Here is a 15,095-nt window from a genome sequence, read left to right as displayed (position 1 = left end):
GCGCGACGCACGCGAGGAAACCGGGGTGAGGGGGCGGCGTACCGGCCGATAGCATCGCCGGGACATCCGTCCCCTCGCACCGCCTCCCGAAGGAGCCCCCGTGTCCGACATCAAGGTCGTCCGCATCCACGCCGAGCAGCGTGCGGAGACCACGGTCACGACGGGGACCAAGGCGTGGGAGCTGTTCCGCGACGACGCCGACGTCGTCGCGGCCCGTGTCGGCGGCGCGCTCAAGGACCTGGCGTACGAGCTCGTCGACGGCGACGAGGTCGAGGCCGTCGCGATCGACAGCCCCGACGGCCGCGACATCCTGCGCCACTCCACCGCCCACGTGATGGCGCAGGCGGTCCAGCAGATCTGGCCCGAGGCGCGGCTCGGCATCGGCCCGCCGGTCGAGAACGGCTTCTACTACGACTTCGACGTGGACACCCCGTTCGTGCCGGAGGACCTGGTGAAGATCGAGTCCGCGATGCGCAAGATCATCAAGGAGAACCAGCGCTTCGAGCGCCGCGTCACCACCGACGCCGACGCGCTCGACGAGCTGAAGGACGAGCCTTACAAGATCGAGCTGATCGGACTCAAGGGTGGCGCGGGCGCCGCCGACACCGAGGGCGCGTCGGTCGAGGTGGGCGCCGGTGAGCTCACCATCTACGACAACGTCGGCCGCAACGGCGAGGTCAAGTGGTCCGACCTGTGCCGCGGCCCGCACCTGCCGACCACGAAGCGGATCCCGGCGTTCAAGCTCATGCGCAGCGCGGCGGCGTACTGGCGCGGCGACGAGAAGAACAAGCAGCTGCAGCGCATCTACGGCACCGCCTGGGAGTCCAAGGAGGCGCTCGAGGAGCACCTCCACCGGATCGAGGAGGCCGAGCGCCGCGACCACCGCAAGCTCGGCCGCGACCTCGACCTGTTCAGCTTCCCCGACGAGATCGGGTCCGGCCTGGCGGTCTTCCACCCCAAGGGCGGCGTGATCAAGCGCGTCATGGAGGACTACGTCCGCCAGCGGCACATCGAGGAGGGCTTCGACTACGTCGGCACGCCCCACATCAGCAAGGAGGGTCTGTTCCACACCTCCGGGCACCTGCCGTACTACAAGGACACGATGTTCCCGCCGATGGAGTTCGAGGGCTCGGACTACTACCTCAAGGCGATGAACTGCCCGATGCACAACCTGATCTTCCGCTCCCGCGGACGGTCCTACCGCGAGCTGCCGCTGCGGCTGTTCGAGTTCGGGTCGGTCTACCGCTACGAGAAGTCCGGCGTCGTCCACGGTCTCACCCGCGTGCGGGGGCTGACCCAGGACGACTCGCACTCCTACGTCACCCCGGAGCAGGCGCCGGCCGAGGTCAAGCACCTGCTCGACTTCGTGCTGGGCCTGCTGCGCGACTTCGGCATCGACGACTTCTACCTCGAGCTCTCGACCCGCGACGACTCCAAGCCCGACAAGTTCGTCGGCACCGACGAGGAGTGGGAGGTCGCGACCAAGGTGCTCGAGGACGTGGCCGTCGGCTCCGGCCTCGAGCTCGTCCCGGACCCGGGCGGGGCCGCGTTCTACGGGCCGAAGATCTCGGTGCAGGCCCGCGACGCGATCGGGCGCACCTGGCAGATGTCGACCATCCAGTACGACTTCAACCAGCCCAAGGGCTTCGAGCTCGAGTTCGCCGCCGCCGACGGCTCGCGGCAGCAGCCGGTCATGATCCACTCGGCGAAGTTCGGCTCGCTGGAGCGGTTCTTCGGCGTCCTGGTCGAGCACTACGCCGGCGCGTTCCCGCCCTGGCTGGCGCCCGTGCAGGTGCAGGGCATCCCGATCGCGGAGCGTCACCACGACTACCTCTACGACATCGCCCGGCAGATGAAGGTGCGGGGCCTGCGGGTCGAGGTCGACGACTCCGACGACCGGATGCAGAAGAAGATCCGCAACGCCCAGCTGGCCAAGGTGCCGTTCATGATGATCGCCGGCGACGACGACGTCGAGGCCGGGGCGGTCTCGTTCCGCTACCGCGACGGCCGCCAGGACAACGGCGTGCCGCTCGCCGAGGCGATCGAGCGCGTCGCCGAGGCGGTGGCCTCGCGCGAGCAGGTCTGAGCCGACCGTGACGGGGGAGCGCCGGCCGGTCGTCGACCTCACCGACGAGGAGGCGCGCCGCCGGCTGCCCCTCAAGTGGGGCGTGCCCGACGACGTGCTCCCGGCATGGGTCGCGGAGATGGACTACGCCGTCGACCCGGTGGTGCTCGAGGCGGTCCAGCGGATGCTGGCCGACGGCATCACCGGCTACCCGATCATGCCGGACCCCGCGCTCGCCGAGTCGTACGTCGCGTGGTCCGCGCGCCACTTCGGCTGGGCGCCGGAGCCGGAGGCGGTGCTCCCCGTGGTCGACGTGACGGCCGGGGTGCGGTTGGCGATCGACGTCCTCAGCGGGCCGGGCGGCGTCGTGTTCCCGACGCCGGGCTACAACGCCCAGCACGGCCTGGCGCGGGTGACCGGCCGCGCCGAGCACCTGCTCGAGGTGTCGCCGTCGGCGGACCGGGCCGAGATCGACCTCGACCGGCTCGACCGGCTCCTCGCCCGCGGTGCGCAGACGCTGCTGCTCACCCAGCCGCACAACCCCTGGGGGCGCGTGTTCACCCGGCCCGAGCTGGAGGGGATCCGCGACGTCGTGATCCGCCACGGCGCCCGGGTCGTCAGCGACGAGATCCACGCCCCGCTGGTGCTGCCCGGGGCCGAGCACGTGCCCTACCTCTCGATCGAGGGCACGCACGACCACGCGGTCGCCGTGGTCGCGGCGTCCAAGGCGTTCAACACCGCGGGCCTGCGCTGCGCGCAGCTGGTGGTGCCCGACCCGCGCGCCCGCCGGACGCTGGCCGAGGAGCCGATGTCGCGCAACGACTCACACTCCCCGGTCGGCGCCGTCGCCGCGCGCGCGGCGTACGACCGCGGTGACGGCTGGCTCGCCTCGCTGGTCGAGCGCCTCGACCAGCAGCGTTCGCTCCTCGGCGAGCTGCTCGCCACCCACCTGCCCGACGTGCGGATGCGCCCGCTCGAGGCGACGTACCTCGCCTGGCTCGACGCTTCCGCCTACGGCCACGACGACCCGGCCGCCGTCGCCCTCGAGCGGGGCCGGGTGATGGTGAGCGCCGGGCAGTCCTTCGCGCCCGGCACCACCGGGCACGTGCGCCTCAACGTGGCGACCTCGCCCGAGCGGCTGACCCGGATCGTCGAGCGGCTCGCGAAGGCCTGGACCTAGCCGTCGGCCAACGGCGGCTCAGTCTCCGAGCTCCTCGTCGGCCTGCTCCGACCGGTGCCGCTCGTCGGGCTCGTCGTAGCGCACCGCCTCGTGGGGGAAGTCCTCCCCGGTCGGGTGGCTCGGGCCCGGCGAGCCCTCGGCCGGATCGGACTCGCCGCGTGCCGCCGCGCCCTCGGTCGTGGAGGAGGGCTCGGCCGCCTCCTGCGCGTCGTCGAGCCTGCCGAGCTGCTCGGATCCGTCCTGGGTCATGTCGGTCCTCCCGGTTGTCGTCGCGATGCCCGTCCGGGTACCCGCCAGCTCGACCGGCATGCGGACCCGGTCATCGCCGGCGCCGGGCACGACCCGGACGTCATACGGGTGGGGCAAGCGGTGGCGCTGTCCGTATGACGTCCCGACGGCGAGGTACGCCAGGTGGGACCGGGTCAGACCCGCTTGACGTAGCGCCGGCACGGCGACACGAAGGTCTCGCCCCCGGCCGTCACCTCGTAGGGCAGCTCGCCCGCGTCGACCCAGCCGCACCGGTCGTAGAAGCGCCGCGCCCGGGCGTTGCCCTTCACGACGGCGAGCCACGCCTCGTCGTACCCGGCCACAGCGACCTGCCGCTCGGCCTCGGCCAGGAGCTGGGCGGCCACGCCGCTGCCGCGCCCGGCGCGCCCCACGAACAGCTGCTCCACCTCGTCGCCGACGACCATCACGAAGCCGACCAGCGTGCCGTCGTCGTCGACCGCCACCGTCGTCTCGGCGACGCGCCCCGGCGTCCGCTCGTGGAACGCCGCGAGCGTGCGGGCAGCGGTCAGCCCGTCAGGCACGTGGCCGGCGTGCCCGTCGTGCCAGCCCTCGTGCCAGAGGTCCGCGACGGCGGCCATGTCGGCGGCCACGGCCGGTCGGATCGAGGTCATGGTCCCACCCTAGGATCGCTGCCATGAGTGCTCCGACACGCGCGGGCGACCCCGACGGGCTCGAGCGCATCTGGACGCCCCACCGGATGGCGTACGTGCGCACCGCCGTGGACGACGAGGGCTGCCCGTTCTGCTCCATCCCGGGGCGACCCGACGAGGAGGCGCTGGTCGTGGCGCGGGGCGAGGCGGCGTACGTCGTGCTCAACCTGCACCCCTACAACCCGGGCCACCTCCTCGTGGTGCCCTACCGCCACGTGGCCGACCTCACCGAGCTGAGCCCGGAGGAGGCCGGCGAGCTGATGACGATGACCCAGCAGGCGCTGCGCACCGTCCGCGCGGTCGCGCAGCCGCACTCCTTCAACGTCGGGCTCAACCTCGGCCGCTCGGCGGGCGGGTCGCTGTCCGAGCACCTGCACCAGCACGTCGTGCCGCGCTGGACCGGGGACGCCAACTTCATCACCGTCGTCGGTGGCACCAAGACGCTGCCGCAGCTGCTCGAGGACACCCGCACGCTGCTAGCCGAGGCGTGGTCGCGTGCCTGACCTCGCCGCCGACGCCGCGCTCGCCGCCCGCTTGGTGCGCGAGGCCGGTCGGCTCGCCGCCCGCACCCGCGTCGGCGGCCTCGACGTGACGCGCAAGACCAGCGGGTCCGACATCGTCACCCAGGCCGACACGGCCGCCGAGCGGCTCATCGTGGCCGAGCTCGCCGCACACCGCCCCGACGACGCCATCGTGGGGGAGGAGGGGACCTCGCGCCCCGGCACCTCCGGCCGGACGTGGGTCATCGACCCCGTCGACGGCACCTACAACTTCGCCCGTGGCAGCGACTGGTGGTGCAGCGCGATCGCGCTGCACGGCGAGCACGACGTGCTGCTCGGCGCCGTCCACCACCCCGCCTCGCTGCGCACCTGGGTCGGTGGCCCCGACCTGCCCAGCACGTGCGACGGCGCCCCGCTCGCGCCGCTGCCCGACACCCCGCGCGAGGCGCGGTGCGCGGTGACCTACCTGCACCCGCCCTTCTTCGGCAGCGGCGTCGGGGAGGCCTTCGCCCGGGCGCTCGGCGAGGTCGGCACCCTGCGCATGCTCGGCTCCGGGACCATGGACGTCATGGCCATCGCGTCGGGCCAGTGGGACGTGCTGTTCCAGCACACCGTCGCCGACTGGGACCGCCTGCCCGGGGCGGCGATCATCCGAGGAGCGGGCGGAGAGTCGGTCGTCGTCCCGGCCGCGGGCGTGGAGTGGACGGTGACCGGCGCGCCGGCCGCCGTGGCCGACGTACGCCGGGCGCTGCTCAGGCGCGCGTGAGCACGTAGCCGCCGGCGTCGCCCTCGCCGCGCTCGTTGAGCTCGCGGCTCTCCTGCTCCCAGGCCTTGAGCTGCTGCCGGCTGAAGTGCGCGCGGGCCTGCTGCAGCGAGGCGCCCTTGTGCGGGAGGCCCTGCCTGATCAGCTCGCTGCCCCACAGCTGGAACGACCACGAGTCGTAGAACATCCGCTGGACGCGCAACCCGGCCGCCTGCGCCATCGCGTCCATCGCCTCGGGCGTGTAGAGGACGAGGTGACGCGGGGCATCGATCTGCGACCAGTCCATGCCGTAGCGGTGCCAGGCGGCACACCCCATGACCGGCATCCGCACCAGCACCCTGCCGCCGGGCGCCATCAGGCGCGCGGCGGAGGCCAGCATGGCGTGCGGGTCCGGCACGTGCTCGAAGGAGTGGTTCATAACCACCCAGTCGTAGGTGCCGGTGAGCTCGCTGTGGTGGCGCCGCAGCACCGTGACGCCGTTGCGGTCGACGTCCTCGGGCAGGAACGGGTCCGAGCCCACGAGCTCGCGGTGCCCGAGCAGTCGCATGTGCACCAGGTTCTCCCCGATGCCCGAGCCGATGTCGATGACCGACTCCCGAGGCGAGATGCCGGCGTCGCGCACGAAGCGCAGCCCGAGGCCGCGGCCGGTGCGCCGGTGCACCGCACCCATCGTACGAAGAAGGGCGCGCGAGAGCGGGTTCTGCACGAGGGGCCGGTCGACCAGCGACGTCTTCACGGCGAAGCTGCTGTAGCTGGAGGCGTCGTAGTACCGGCCGAGGTCGTCGGGGACCTCGTCGATCTGGAGCGAGCCGCACCCCTGGCACAGCCGGTAGACGAAGGTCTCCCCGGTCATGTCCTGGGTCTCCCGCGCCACCAGCCGCGGCGCGTCGCGCCCGTCGGTGCCGCACGCCACGCAGTCGTCGGTCAGCTCGTTCACTGCACGCCTTCCTGTTCCGGCCGCCCCCGTGCGGCGTCGGGAGCGTAGCGGCCCGATCGCTCCGGCTGCTGCAGGCTCGTCGTCGAACGGTAGCCTGCGGCCGTGCTCGACAGGTTCAAGCAGTTCTGGCAGGGCGTGGTGCTCGCCCCCTTCGTCAACCTCTTCCTCCGCCTGGGGATCAGCCCCGACGTGGTGACGCTGGTCGGCACGCTCGGCGTGAGCTTCGGCGCGCTGTTCTTCTTCCCCCGCGCCATGGTGTGGGAGGGCGTCCTGTTCATCACCGCCTTCGTCTTCAGCGACCTCGTCGACGGGGCGATGGCCCGCAAGAGCGGTCGCACCGACGACTTCGGAGCCTTCTTGGACTCCACCCTCGACCGGATCGCCGACGGCGCCCTGTTCGCCGGGCTGGCGCTCTACTTCGCCTGGCACGCCGAGAGCCGCCTCTACCTCGTGCTGTGCCTGGTCATCCTCGTGATGGGCGCGGTGACGTCGTACGCGCGCGCCAAGGCCGACCACCTCGGCTACGACGCCAAGGTCGGTATCGCCGAGCGCCCCGACCGGCTCGTCGGCATGCTCGTGCCGGCCTTCTTCGCCGACCTGCTGGACCTGTGGATCCTGCTCCACGTCGCCTTGTGGGCGCTCGCGGTCGCGGCCACGGTGACCGTGGCGCAGCGGATCTGGGTCGTGCGCCGCCAAGCGCTGGCCCGGGCCGCCGCCCAGTCCTAGCCGTCGCGGCGGGCGCCCCGCGGGTAGGATCGGCGCGGTCCGTCACGGCCCCCGATGGTCGACCTCGTCCCAACCGAGGTCGGCGTCGGTGCGCTCGGCCTGACGTCCGACACACGCAGCACCGCACCGATCAGCAACGGATAGAGGGACTCATGTCAGGCCACTCCAAGTGGGCAACGACCAAGCACAAGAAGGCCGCGATCGACGCCAAGCGCGGCAAGCTGTTCGCCAAGCTCATCAAGAACATCGAGGTCGCCGCGAAGCAGGGCGGCGGCGACCCGGCCGGCAATCCGACCCTCTACGACGCCATCCAGAAGGCCAAGAAGAGCTCGGTCCCCAACAAGAACATCGACTCGGCGGTCAAGCGCGGCTCCGGCGCCGAGTCCGGCGGCGTCGACTACCAGGGCATCTCCTACGAGGTCTACGGCCCGCAGGGCGTCGCCTTCCTCGTCGAGTGCCTCACCGACAACAAGAACCGCGCCGCGATGGAGGTCCGCACCGCGGTCACCCGCAACGGCGGCACGATGGCCGACCCCGGGTCCGTCTCGCGCCTGTTCACCCGCAAGGGGGTCGTCGTGGTGCCGAAGGCGCAGGAGGGTCGTGAGGTCACCGAGGACGACGTCCTCGAGGCCACGCTCGACGCCGGCGCGGAGGAGGTCAACGACGTCGACGAGGCCTTCGAGGTGCAGAGCGAGGCCACCGACGTGGTCGCCGTACGCTCCGCGCTGCAGGAGGCCGGCATCGATTACGACTCCGCCGACGTGCAGTTCGTCCCGAGCCTGGAGATCCCGGTCGACGCCGAGGGCGCCGGCAAGGTGATGCGCCTCGTCGACGCCCTCGAGGACCTCGACGACGTCCAGGACGTCTACACCAACGTCGACATCCCCGCCGACGTGATGGCCGAGCTCGAGTCCGCCGACGCCTGACCCGCGCCCGCCGCGCCCGCTGCACCCCCACGCGCCTTGTAACGCCGTGTTGGTGCTTGTTCTACCCATCGCGTGCGGGGGTGACCACAAGCATGAACACGGCGTTACATCGCCCGGGCGGCCCCCGCGACCGCCGGCCCGCGCGGGACCGCGCCCACTCCGCGATCCGGCAGCCGCTCAGAGGCGCGCGTGCCGCCTGCTCGCCGGGAGCACGTACGGTCGCAGGTCGTCGAGCGACGTCCCGAACCGCTGGCAGGTGTCGGAGAACTCCCGATGCAGGCGGGCCAGCGCGGCCGAGTGGCCCGCGCCGCAGTCGTACGCCGTGATCCGGGAGACCCCGATCTTGAACCCGCCGATGAAATCCTGGCGCGTCTTCTCCCGACGCAGTGCAGCCCGCGACTCCGCGGCACCCGCCGGGTACTTGTCGAACCCGTCGACCTCGAAGACGTGGCGGTCCACCCGCAGGTCGCACCACACCTCGCGCCGGCCGTCGCTCAGGCCGAACTGGGTCTGCGGCGTGCCGATGCCGAGCTCCAGCACGAGCGCGCGCCCCAGCGACTCCAGGTAGCTCTCGGCGCCGCCGTCGGCGTACTGGGCGCACCAGCGCATGACCTGCGTGCCCGGCCAGCAGTGCATGGTCGCCAGCACGCGGCGCAGGTCGTCGCGGGTGCTGCCCAGCCGCAGCGCGGCGTCGCAGCCCGCCAGGCCCGCGCTGCGGCCGTGCTCGCGCGCCAGGTCGAGAGCCGTACGAGCCGGTGGCAGGACGCGCAGGCCATCGACCTCGCGCACGTCGGCGGGGTCGAAGGGGGCGCGGTGGTGCTTGATGCCGGCCCGCACGGCGTCGCCGTGGACCTTGTGCCGGGTGACGTGCACCAGGGCGGTGGTCGGTGCCGGCGCCCCCATGCTCAGCAGGATCGCGGCCGAGTCGTGGCTGAAGACGTACGCCGTCGAGCGCAGCACCATGGCGGCGGCCCGGATGCGCATCACCGGCTGCCCCCGGTGCGGGTCGGCCGCCCACGCCTCGGCGTCGGCGTAGACGCCGCGACGCACCCGGACCAGCCGGCCGGTGCGGACCAGCCGGTCCACCGTGATCCGGTCGCAGCCGAGGTCGAGCAGCTGCCGGGAGGCCAGCAGTCCGTGCTGCCGGTCGAGAAGGGCAACGGCGGGGAGGTACATGCGAGCACGGTCCCGGCCCCGGCCTCGGGGCGCCGACGAGTGCGAGCGGCCCTGTGGACAAGGCTCGCCGGCGAGTACCTGTGGACGCCGGCCGGTCCGCCTGCGCGGCCGCTCCCAGCCCCGGCATCGGCCGTACGCCCCATGTAACGCCCGGTTAGTGCTTGTTCTACCTACCGTGGGCGGGGGTGCCTACAAGCATCAACACGGCGTTACAAGCCGCGTGCCGCGGGTCGCCCGCTGCCCGGGCCGACCAAGCCGCCGCAGCAGGAGCGGTGGCGGCGGGCCGCGTGTCGTACGCCGACCCGCGTCCGCCGCGGGTAGCGTGGTCGCACGAACAAGTGTTCGGACGGTCCGGTCGGCGAGAGGGAGCAGCGTGCGTGTGCTCGGCATCGACCCCGGCCTCACCCGGTGCGGCGTCGGCGTGGTCGACGGCAGTGTCGGCCGCCCCCTGTCGATGGTCGACGTGGGCGTGGTCCGCACCAGCTCGACGCTACCGGTCGCGGAGCGGCTGGTGACCATCGAGCGTGGCCTGGACGCGTGGATCGAGGAGCACCGGCCCGACGCGGTGGCGGTCGAGCGGGTCTTCGCCCGGTCGGACTCCAGCACCATCATGGGCACCGCCCAGGCCAGCGGGATCGCGCTGGTCGTGGCGGCCCGCCGCGGGCTGCCGATCGCGATGCACACCCCGAGCGAGGTCAAGGCCGCGGTCTCGGGCAGCGGGCGCGCCGACAAGGCCCAGGTCGGTGCCATGGTGGTCCGCATCCTGCGCCTGTCCGAGCTCCCCAAGCCCGCCGACGCCGCCGACGCCCTGGCCCTGGCCATCACCCATGTCTGGCGCGGCTCCGCGCAGAACCGGCTCGAGGCCGCCGTGGCCCAGGCCCGATTCCACCAGCGACACCCCACGAGGTCCTCATGATCGCCTTCGTCCGCGGCGAGGTCGCCGCCGTCACGCTGTCCAGCGCCGTGCTCGAGGTCGGCGGCGTCGGCCTCGAGCTCATGTGCACCCCGGGCACGCTCGCCACCCTCCGCGTCGGCCGGCCCGCCACGCTGCCCACCAGCATGGTCGTGCGCGAGGACAGCCTGACGATCTTCGGCTTCCGCGACGAGGACGAGAAGCAGGTCTTCGAGATCGTGCAGACCGCGTCGGGTGTGGGTCCCAAGGTCGCGCAGGCGATCGTCGCGGTGATGAGCCCCGACGACGTACGCCGCGCCATCACCACCGAGGACGTCAAGGCGCTGACCCGCGTCCCGGGCATCGGCCAGAAGGGCGCACAGCGCATCATCCTCGAGCTGAAGGACCGCATCGGCCCGCCCGTCGGGGCCCACTCCGCGGCAACCGAGGCGTCGACCGCGCCGTGGCGCGACCAGGTGCAGCAGGGGCTGGTCGGGCTCGGCTGGTCGGCCAAGGAGTCGGAGAAGGCGGTCGAGGCGGTCGCCCCCGAGGCCGGCGACACACCCGATGTCGGCGCGCTGCTCCGGGCTGCGCTGCGCACGCTGAGCAAGGCCTGAGCGGACGACCATGGACTGGGACGACACCGACACCGACACCGACGCAGAGGTCGAGCTGACCTCTGCCGAGCTCGGCCACCTCCAGCGGCTGACCGACGCCGAGGCCGACGGCGACGAGCGAGCCGTCGAGGCGGCGCTGCGTCCGAAGACCCTCGACGAGGTGGTCGGGCAGGTGCGCGTCCGCGACCAGCTCGGGCTGGTCCTCGAAGCAGCCCGCCGTCGCGGTCGGGCTCCCGACCACGTCCTGCTCTCCGGTCCGCCCGGGCTCGGCAAGACGACGCTGGCCATGATCATCGCCGCGGAGATGAGCACCCCGCTGCGGCTGACCAGTGGACCGGCCATCACGCACGCCGGCGACCTCGCCGCGATCCTGTCCGGCCTCAACGAGGGCGACGTCCTCTTCGTCGACGAGATCCACCGGATGTCGCGGCCGGCGGAGGAGATGCTCTACATGGCGATGGAGGACTTCCGGGTCGACGTCGTCATCGGCAAGGGCCCGGGCGCCACCGCCATCCCGCTGGAGATCCCGCCGTTCACCCTGGTCGGGGCCACCACCCGCGCCGGGCTGCTGCCGGGACCGCTGCGCGACCGGTTCGGCTTCACCGCCCACCTGGAGTTCTACGAGCCGGAGGAGCTCGACCGGATCGTGCACCGCTCCGCCGGCCTGCTGGGCGTGCACCTCACCGCGGAGGGTTCGAGCGAGATCGCCTCCCGCTCGCGCGGCACGCCGCGCATCGCCAACCGGTTGCTGCGGCGGGTCCGCGACTACGCCCAGGTGCGCGCCGACGGCGTGCTGTCCCTGCCCGTCGCCCAGGCGGCGCTGGAGCTGTTCGAGGTCGACGAGTCGGGCCTCGACCGTCTCGACCGGGCGGTGCTCGACGTGCTGTGCCGCCGCTTCGGCGGGGGACCGGTCGGGATCTCCACCCTGGCGGTGGCGGTGGGCGAGGAGCGGGAGACCGTCGAGGAGGTCGCCGAGCCGTTCCTGGTCCGCAGCGGCCTGCTCGCGCGTACGCCGCGCGGCCGCGTCGCGACGCCGGCGGCGTGGCACCACCTCGGGCTGACGCCACCGGCGCTGCCCACGGTCGACTCCACCCTCTTCGACGATGTCTGAGCCAGGCCGCCGCGCGCGTCCGCGTAGACTCCACGCGCTCGTCACCCCACAGTCCCGAGGAGAACCCCGACCGTGAACGACCTCGCCGCCCTCCTGCCCCTGGTCGCCATCCTGGCCCTGTTCTGGTTCATGGTGGTCCGCCCGCAGCAGCGCCGGCAGAAGGAGGTCGTCGCCCTCCAGCAGAGCATCCAGGTCGGCCAGCGCGTGATGATGTCCTCGGGCGTGTTCGGCACGGTGGTCTCGCTCACCGACGACCGCGCCCGCCTCGAGGTCGCGCCGGGCACGCAGATCGAGATCGCTCGCGCGGCGATCGCCAAGGTGGACTCGCCGGTCGCCGGCGAGCCCGGCGATGCCTGATCGGCGTACCGCCCAGGAGGCGCTCGAGCGGCTGACCGTCGACGTGCCCGACTGGCCCGAGCCGGGCGTCACGTTCAAGGACATCACGCCGGTCCTGGCCGATCACCAGGCGTTCTCAGCGATCATCACCGCCCTCGCGGCGGCCGGCCGCGACGACCACGGTGCCGTCGTGGTGGACAAGGTCGTGGGCATGGAGGCCCGTGGCTTCATCCTCGCCGCCCCGGTGGCGCTCGCGCTCGGCGTCGGCTTCGTGCCGGTGCGCAAGGCCGGCAAGCTGCCCCGCGAGGCGCACGCGGTGACCTACAGCCTGGAGTACGGCCAGGCCACGCTGGAGCTCCACCGCGACGCGATCTCGCCGGGGGAGCGGGTGCTGCTGGTCGACGACGTGCTCGCCACCGGCGGCACCGTCGACGCGACGCGTCGGCTCATCGAGGCGTGCGGAGGCACCGCGACCGGCGCCTCGGTGCTGATGGAGCTCGGCTTCCTGGAGCCGCGCAGGCTCACCGGCGACCTGCCCGTCGCGACGCTGCTGACGATCTGAGCGGGCGGCCGGTGGCATCGGGGTACGGAGGCGCCCGACTCCTCACTAGACTGGGCCAATGACAGAGGAGCAGGCACCCGCGCAGGAGGCCAAGGCCCCCCTGACCGCGCGAGGCATGCGGGCCCGGCTCGCCCGCGTCGGCACGCGGCCGCCCTCGTCCAACCCGGTCCTCGAGCCCCTGTTCCGGGCCGTGCGCGCCAACCACCCCAAGGCCGACCTCGCGCTGCTCGAGCGGGCCTACGCCGTGGCCGACAAGTGGCACACCGGCCAGATGCGCAAGAGCGGCGACCCCTACATCACCCACCCGCTCGCGGTCACCACGATCCTCGCCGACATCGGCATGACCGAGCCCACCCTGGTGGCGGCGCTGCTCCACGACACCGTCGAGGACACGCCGTACACCCTCGACCAGCTGCGCGCCGACTTCGGCGACGAGGTCGCGCTGCTCGTCGACGGCGTCACCAAGCTCGACAAGGTGCAGTACGGCGACTCGGCGCAGGCCGAGACGATCCGCAAGATGATCGTGGCGATGTCGCGCGACATCCGCGTGCTCGTCATCAAGCTCGCCGACCGCCTGCACAACATGCGCACGCTGCGCTACGTCCCCGCCGCCTCGCAGGAGCGCTCCTCGCGCGAGACGCTCGACATCTACGCGCCCCTGGCCCACCGCCTCGGCATGAACACGCTGAAGTGGGAGCTCGAGGACCTCGCCTTCGCGACGCTGCACCCCAAGATCTACGACGAGATCGTGCGGATGGTGGCCGAGCGTGCGCCCTCGCGCGACCAGTTCCTCGCCGAGGTGGTCGCCGAGATCGAGCAGGACCTCAAGGCGGCGCGCATCAACGCCAAGGTCACCGGGCGCCCCAAGCACTACTACTCGATCTACCAGAAGATGATCGTGGGCGGCCGCGACTTCTCCGACATCTACGACCTCGTCGGCATCCGCATCCTCGTCGACGAGGACCGCGACTGCTACAGCGCGCTGGGCGTCATCCACTCGCGGTGGAACCCGGTGCTCGGGCGGTTCAAGGACTACGTCGCGATGCCGAAGTTCAACATGTACCAGTCGCTCCACACGACGGTGATCGGCCCCCAGGGCAAGCCGGTCGAGGTGCAGATCCGCACCTTCGCCCAGCACCGCCGTGCCGAGTACGGCGTCGCGGCGCACTGGAAGTACAAGGAGAACAGCAAGGCCGGCGTCGACACCGACCGGCTCGGCGACAAGGACGACCTGACCTGGCTGCGCCAGCTGCTGGACTGGCAGAGCGAGGTGGAGGACCCGGGCGAGTTCCTGGAGTCGCTGCGCTTCGAGATGAACCAGGCGCAGGTCTACGTCTTCACCCCGCGTGGCGACGTCATCCCGCTGCCGATGGGCTCGACCCCCGTCGACTTCGCGTACGCCGTCCACACCGAGGTCGGGCACCACACGATCGGCTCGCGGGTCAACGGGCGACTCGTGCCGCTGGAGTCGACCCTCGACAACGGCGACGTCGTCGAGGTGTTCACGTCCAAGTCCCCGACCGCCGGCCCCTCGCGCGACTGGCTCAACTTCGTCCAGTCGCCGCGCGCCCGTTCCAAGATCCGCCAGTGGTTCACCAAGGAGCGGCGCGAGGAGGCGATCGAGCAGGGCAAGGACCAGATCGCCAAGCTCATGCGCAAGGAGGGGCTGCCGCTCACCCGGCTGATGAGCCACGACGTGCTGGCGCTCGTGGCCGAGCACTTCCACCACGCCGACGTCTCCGCGCTCTACGCAGCCGTGGGCGAGGGCAACCTCAGCGCACAGGCCGTCGTACGCCGCGTCATCGACCTGCACGGCGGCGACGAGGGCGCCCAGGAGGACCTCTCCGAGGGCGTCACCATCACCGGCCGTCGCTCGCGTGCCAAGCCCGCTCCGACCGACTCCGGCGTCGTCGTGCCCGGTGTCGACGACCTCTGGGTCAAGCTCGCCAAGTGCTGCACACCCGTGCCGCCGGACCCGATCCTGGGCTTCGTCACCAAGGGCGGGGGAGTGTCGGTGCACCGCAGGGACTGCACCAACGCCTCCAGCCTGCTTGGCCAGCCGGAGCGGGTGCTCGAGGTGGAGTGGGCGCCGACCTCGCAGTCGACGTTCCTCGTCAACATCCAGGTGGAGGCCCTCGACCGCGCCCGGCTGCTGTCCGACATCACCATGGCGCTGTCCGACGCCCACGTGAACATCCTCAGCGCGACGCTCTCCACCACGCGCGACCGCGTCGCGAAGAGCCGGTTCTCCTTCGAGATGGCCGACGCCGCCCACCTCGACGGCGTGCTGCGGGCCGTGCGCGCCGTGCCGGGCGTGTTCGACGCCTACCGCGTCACCGCCTGAGCGTCAGCGCCTGAGCGCGCGG

At 72.2% G+C, this 15,095-nt stretch carries 16 protein-coding genes; 12 read left to right on the top strand and 4 right to left on the bottom strand.

The genetic code is table 11. The features are described 5' to 3' along the window. Positions 1-100 precede the first annotated feature (100 nt). Positions 101-2,086, top strand: a complete 1,986-nt coding sequence (gene thrS / locus J3P41_RS01155) for a threonine--tRNA ligase (RefSeq protein ID WP_210443383.1) — start codon at positions 101-103, stop codon at positions 2,084-2,086. 7 nt (positions 2,087-2,093) lie between these two features. Beyond that, positions 2,094-3,245, top strand: coding sequence for a MalY/PatB family protein (locus J3P41_RS01150; protein ID WP_210443382.1), 1,152 nt, complete (start codon positions 2,094-2,096; stop codon positions 3,243-3,245). An 18-nt stretch (positions 3,246-3,263) separates the two neighbouring features. Here the strand turns inward: J3P41_RS01150 and J3P41_RS01145 are convergent, their stop codons facing one another. Both J3P41_RS01145 and J3P41_RS01140 read right to left on the bottom strand, forming a co-directional pair. After that, the gene (locus J3P41_RS01145; protein WP_210443381.1) at positions 3,264-3,494 is read right to left on the bottom strand and encodes a hypothetical protein; all 231 of its coding nucleotides are present in this window, start codon (positions 3,492-3,494) and stop codon (positions 3,264-3,266) included. Positions 3,495-3,667: 173 nt separating this feature from the next. After that, positions 3,668-4,144 carry an N-acetyltransferase gene (locus J3P41_RS01140; protein WP_210443380.1) on the bottom strand — a complete coding sequence of 159 codons (477 nt, stop codon included), beginning with the start codon at positions 4,142-4,144 and terminating at the stop codon, positions 3,668-3,670. A 23-nt stretch (positions 4,145-4,167) separates the two neighbouring features. On the opposite strand from J3P41_RS01140, the gene J3P41_RS01135 reads away from it, so the two are divergent. Together J3P41_RS01135 and J3P41_RS01130 are read left to right on the top strand one after the other, a co-directional pair. Continuing rightward, the gene (locus J3P41_RS01135; RefSeq protein WP_210443379.1) at positions 4,168-4,686 is read left to right on the top strand and encodes an HIT domain-containing protein; all 519 of its coding nucleotides are present in this window, start codon (positions 4,168-4,170) and stop codon (positions 4,684-4,686) included. After that, positions 4,679-5,449, top strand: coding sequence for an inositol monophosphatase (locus J3P41_RS01130; RefSeq protein ID WP_210443378.1), 771 nt, complete (start codon positions 4,679-4,681; stop codon positions 5,447-5,449). The genes J3P41_RS01135 and J3P41_RS01130 overlap by 8 nt, the downstream gene beginning before the upstream one ends. On the opposite strand, the gene J3P41_RS01125 is transcribed toward J3P41_RS01130, so the two are convergent. After that, the gene (locus tag J3P41_RS01125; RefSeq protein WP_210443377.1) at positions 5,436-6,383 is read right to left on the bottom strand and encodes a class I SAM-dependent methyltransferase; all 948 of its coding nucleotides are present in this window, start codon (positions 6,381-6,383) and stop codon (positions 5,436-5,438) included. The two genes, J3P41_RS01130 and J3P41_RS01125, sit on opposite strands and share 14 nt — an antisense overlap. 102 nt (positions 6,384-6,485) lie before the next feature. On the opposite strand from J3P41_RS01125, the gene pgsA reads away from it, so the two are divergent. Both pgsA and J3P41_RS01115 read left to right on the top strand, forming a co-directional pair. Continuing rightward, a complete protein-coding gene (gene pgsA / locus J3P41_RS01120) occupies positions 6,486-7,109 on the top strand; it encodes a phosphatidylinositol phosphate synthase (protein ID WP_210443376.1) in 624 nt (207 codons plus the stop codon). A 152-nt stretch (positions 7,110-7,261) separates the two neighbouring features. After that, positions 7,262-8,035: a YebC/PmpR family DNA-binding transcriptional regulator gene (locus tag J3P41_RS01115; RefSeq protein WP_210443375.1), complete on the top strand. Its 774-nt coding sequence runs from the start codon at positions 7,262-7,264 to the stop codon at positions 8,033-8,035. A gap of 177 nt (positions 8,036-8,212) precedes the next feature. On the opposite strand, the gene J3P41_RS01110 is transcribed toward J3P41_RS01115, so the two are convergent. Continuing rightward, a complete protein-coding gene (locus tag J3P41_RS01110; protein WP_210443374.1) occupies positions 8,213-9,211 on the bottom strand; it encodes a type IV toxin-antitoxin system AbiEi family antitoxin domain-containing protein in 999 nt (332 codons plus the stop codon). A gap of 373 nt (positions 9,212-9,584) precedes the next feature. On the opposite strand from J3P41_RS01110, the gene ruvC reads away from it, so the two are divergent. The 6 genes from ruvC to J3P41_RS01080 all read left to right on the top strand — a co-directional run bounded on the left by ruvC (position 9,585) and on the right by J3P41_RS01080 (position 15,073). Further along, positions 9,585-10,127, top strand: a complete 543-nt coding sequence (gene ruvC, locus J3P41_RS01105) for a crossover junction endodeoxyribonuclease RuvC (protein ID WP_210443373.1) — start codon at positions 9,585-9,587, stop codon at positions 10,125-10,127. Continuing rightward, a complete protein-coding gene (gene ruvA, locus J3P41_RS01100; RefSeq protein WP_210443372.1) occupies positions 10,124-10,720 on the top strand; it encodes a Holliday junction branch migration protein RuvA in 597 nt (198 codons plus the stop codon). Before ruvC ends, ruvA begins: the two co-directional genes overlap by 4 nt. A gap of 10 nt (positions 10,721-10,730) precedes the next feature. Then, positions 10,731-11,831 (top strand): Holliday junction branch migration DNA helicase RuvB, encoded by a 1,101-nt coding sequence (ruvB, locus tag J3P41_RS01095; RefSeq protein ID WP_210443371.1) that lies wholly within the window; start codon positions 10,731-10,733, stop codon positions 11,829-11,831. 72 nt (positions 11,832-11,903) lie between these two features. Further along, a complete protein-coding gene (yajC, locus tag J3P41_RS01090) occupies positions 11,904-12,188 on the top strand; it encodes a preprotein translocase subunit YajC (RefSeq protein ID WP_210443370.1) in 285 nt (94 codons plus the stop codon). Further along, positions 12,181-12,729, top strand: a complete 549-nt coding sequence (locus J3P41_RS01085; protein WP_210443369.1) for an adenine phosphoribosyltransferase — start codon at positions 12,181-12,183, stop codon at positions 12,727-12,729. Before yajC ends, J3P41_RS01085 begins: the two co-directional genes overlap by 8 nt. 58 nt (positions 12,730-12,787) lie before the next feature. Then, on the top strand, positions 12,788-15,073 hold the full coding sequence (locus J3P41_RS01080; protein WP_246861417.1) for a bifunctional (p)ppGpp synthetase/guanosine-3',5'-bis(diphosphate) 3'-pyrophosphohydrolase: 2,286 nt from the start codon (positions 12,788-12,790) through the stop codon (positions 15,071-15,073). The last annotated feature ends 22 nt before the right edge of the window (positions 15,074-15,095 follow it).

This window comes from Nocardioides sp. SYSU D00065, from assembly GCF_017916425.1.
Taxonomy (GTDB): domain Bacteria; phylum Actinomycetota; class Actinomycetes; order Propionibacteriales; family Nocardioidaceae; genus Nocardioides.
This window is presented reverse-complemented; position numbering and strand designations above follow the sequence as displayed.

Excerpts from the sequence above, each read along its gene's own strand:
- ruvA (WP_210443372.1), top strand. The coding sequence starts at position 10,124 with ATGATCGCCTTCGTCCGCGGCGAGGTCGCCGCCGTCACGCTGTCCAGC.
- J3P41_RS01110 (WP_210443374.1), bottom strand. The coding sequence starts at position 9,211 with ATGTACCTCCCCGCCGTTGCCCTTCTCGACCGGCAGCACGGACTGCTG.
- J3P41_RS01080 (WP_246861417.1), top strand. The coding sequence starts at position 12,788 with ATGACAGAGGAGCAGGCACCCGCGCAGGAGGCCAAGGCCCCCCTGACC.
- J3P41_RS01140 (WP_210443380.1), bottom strand. The coding sequence starts at position 4,144 with ATGACCTCGATCCGACCGGCCGTGGCCGCCGACATGGCCGCCGTCGCG.
- J3P41_RS01115 (WP_210443375.1), top strand. The coding sequence starts at position 7,262 with ATGTCAGGCCACTCCAAGTGGGCAACGACCAAGCACAAGAAGGCCGCG.
- ruvB (WP_210443371.1), top strand. The coding sequence starts at position 10,731 with ATGGACTGGGACGACACCGACACCGACACCGACGCAGAGGTCGAGCTG.
- J3P41_RS01085 (WP_210443369.1), top strand. The coding sequence starts at position 12,181 with ATGCCTGATCGGCGTACCGCCCAGGAGGCGCTCGAGCGGCTGACCGTC.
- J3P41_RS01145 (WP_210443381.1), bottom strand. The coding sequence starts at position 3,494 with ATGACCCAGGACGGATCCGAGCAGCTCGGCAGGCTCGACGACGCGCAG.
- J3P41_RS01135 (WP_210443379.1), top strand. The coding sequence starts at position 4,168 with ATGAGTGCTCCGACACGCGCGGGCGACCCCGACGGGCTCGAGCGCATC.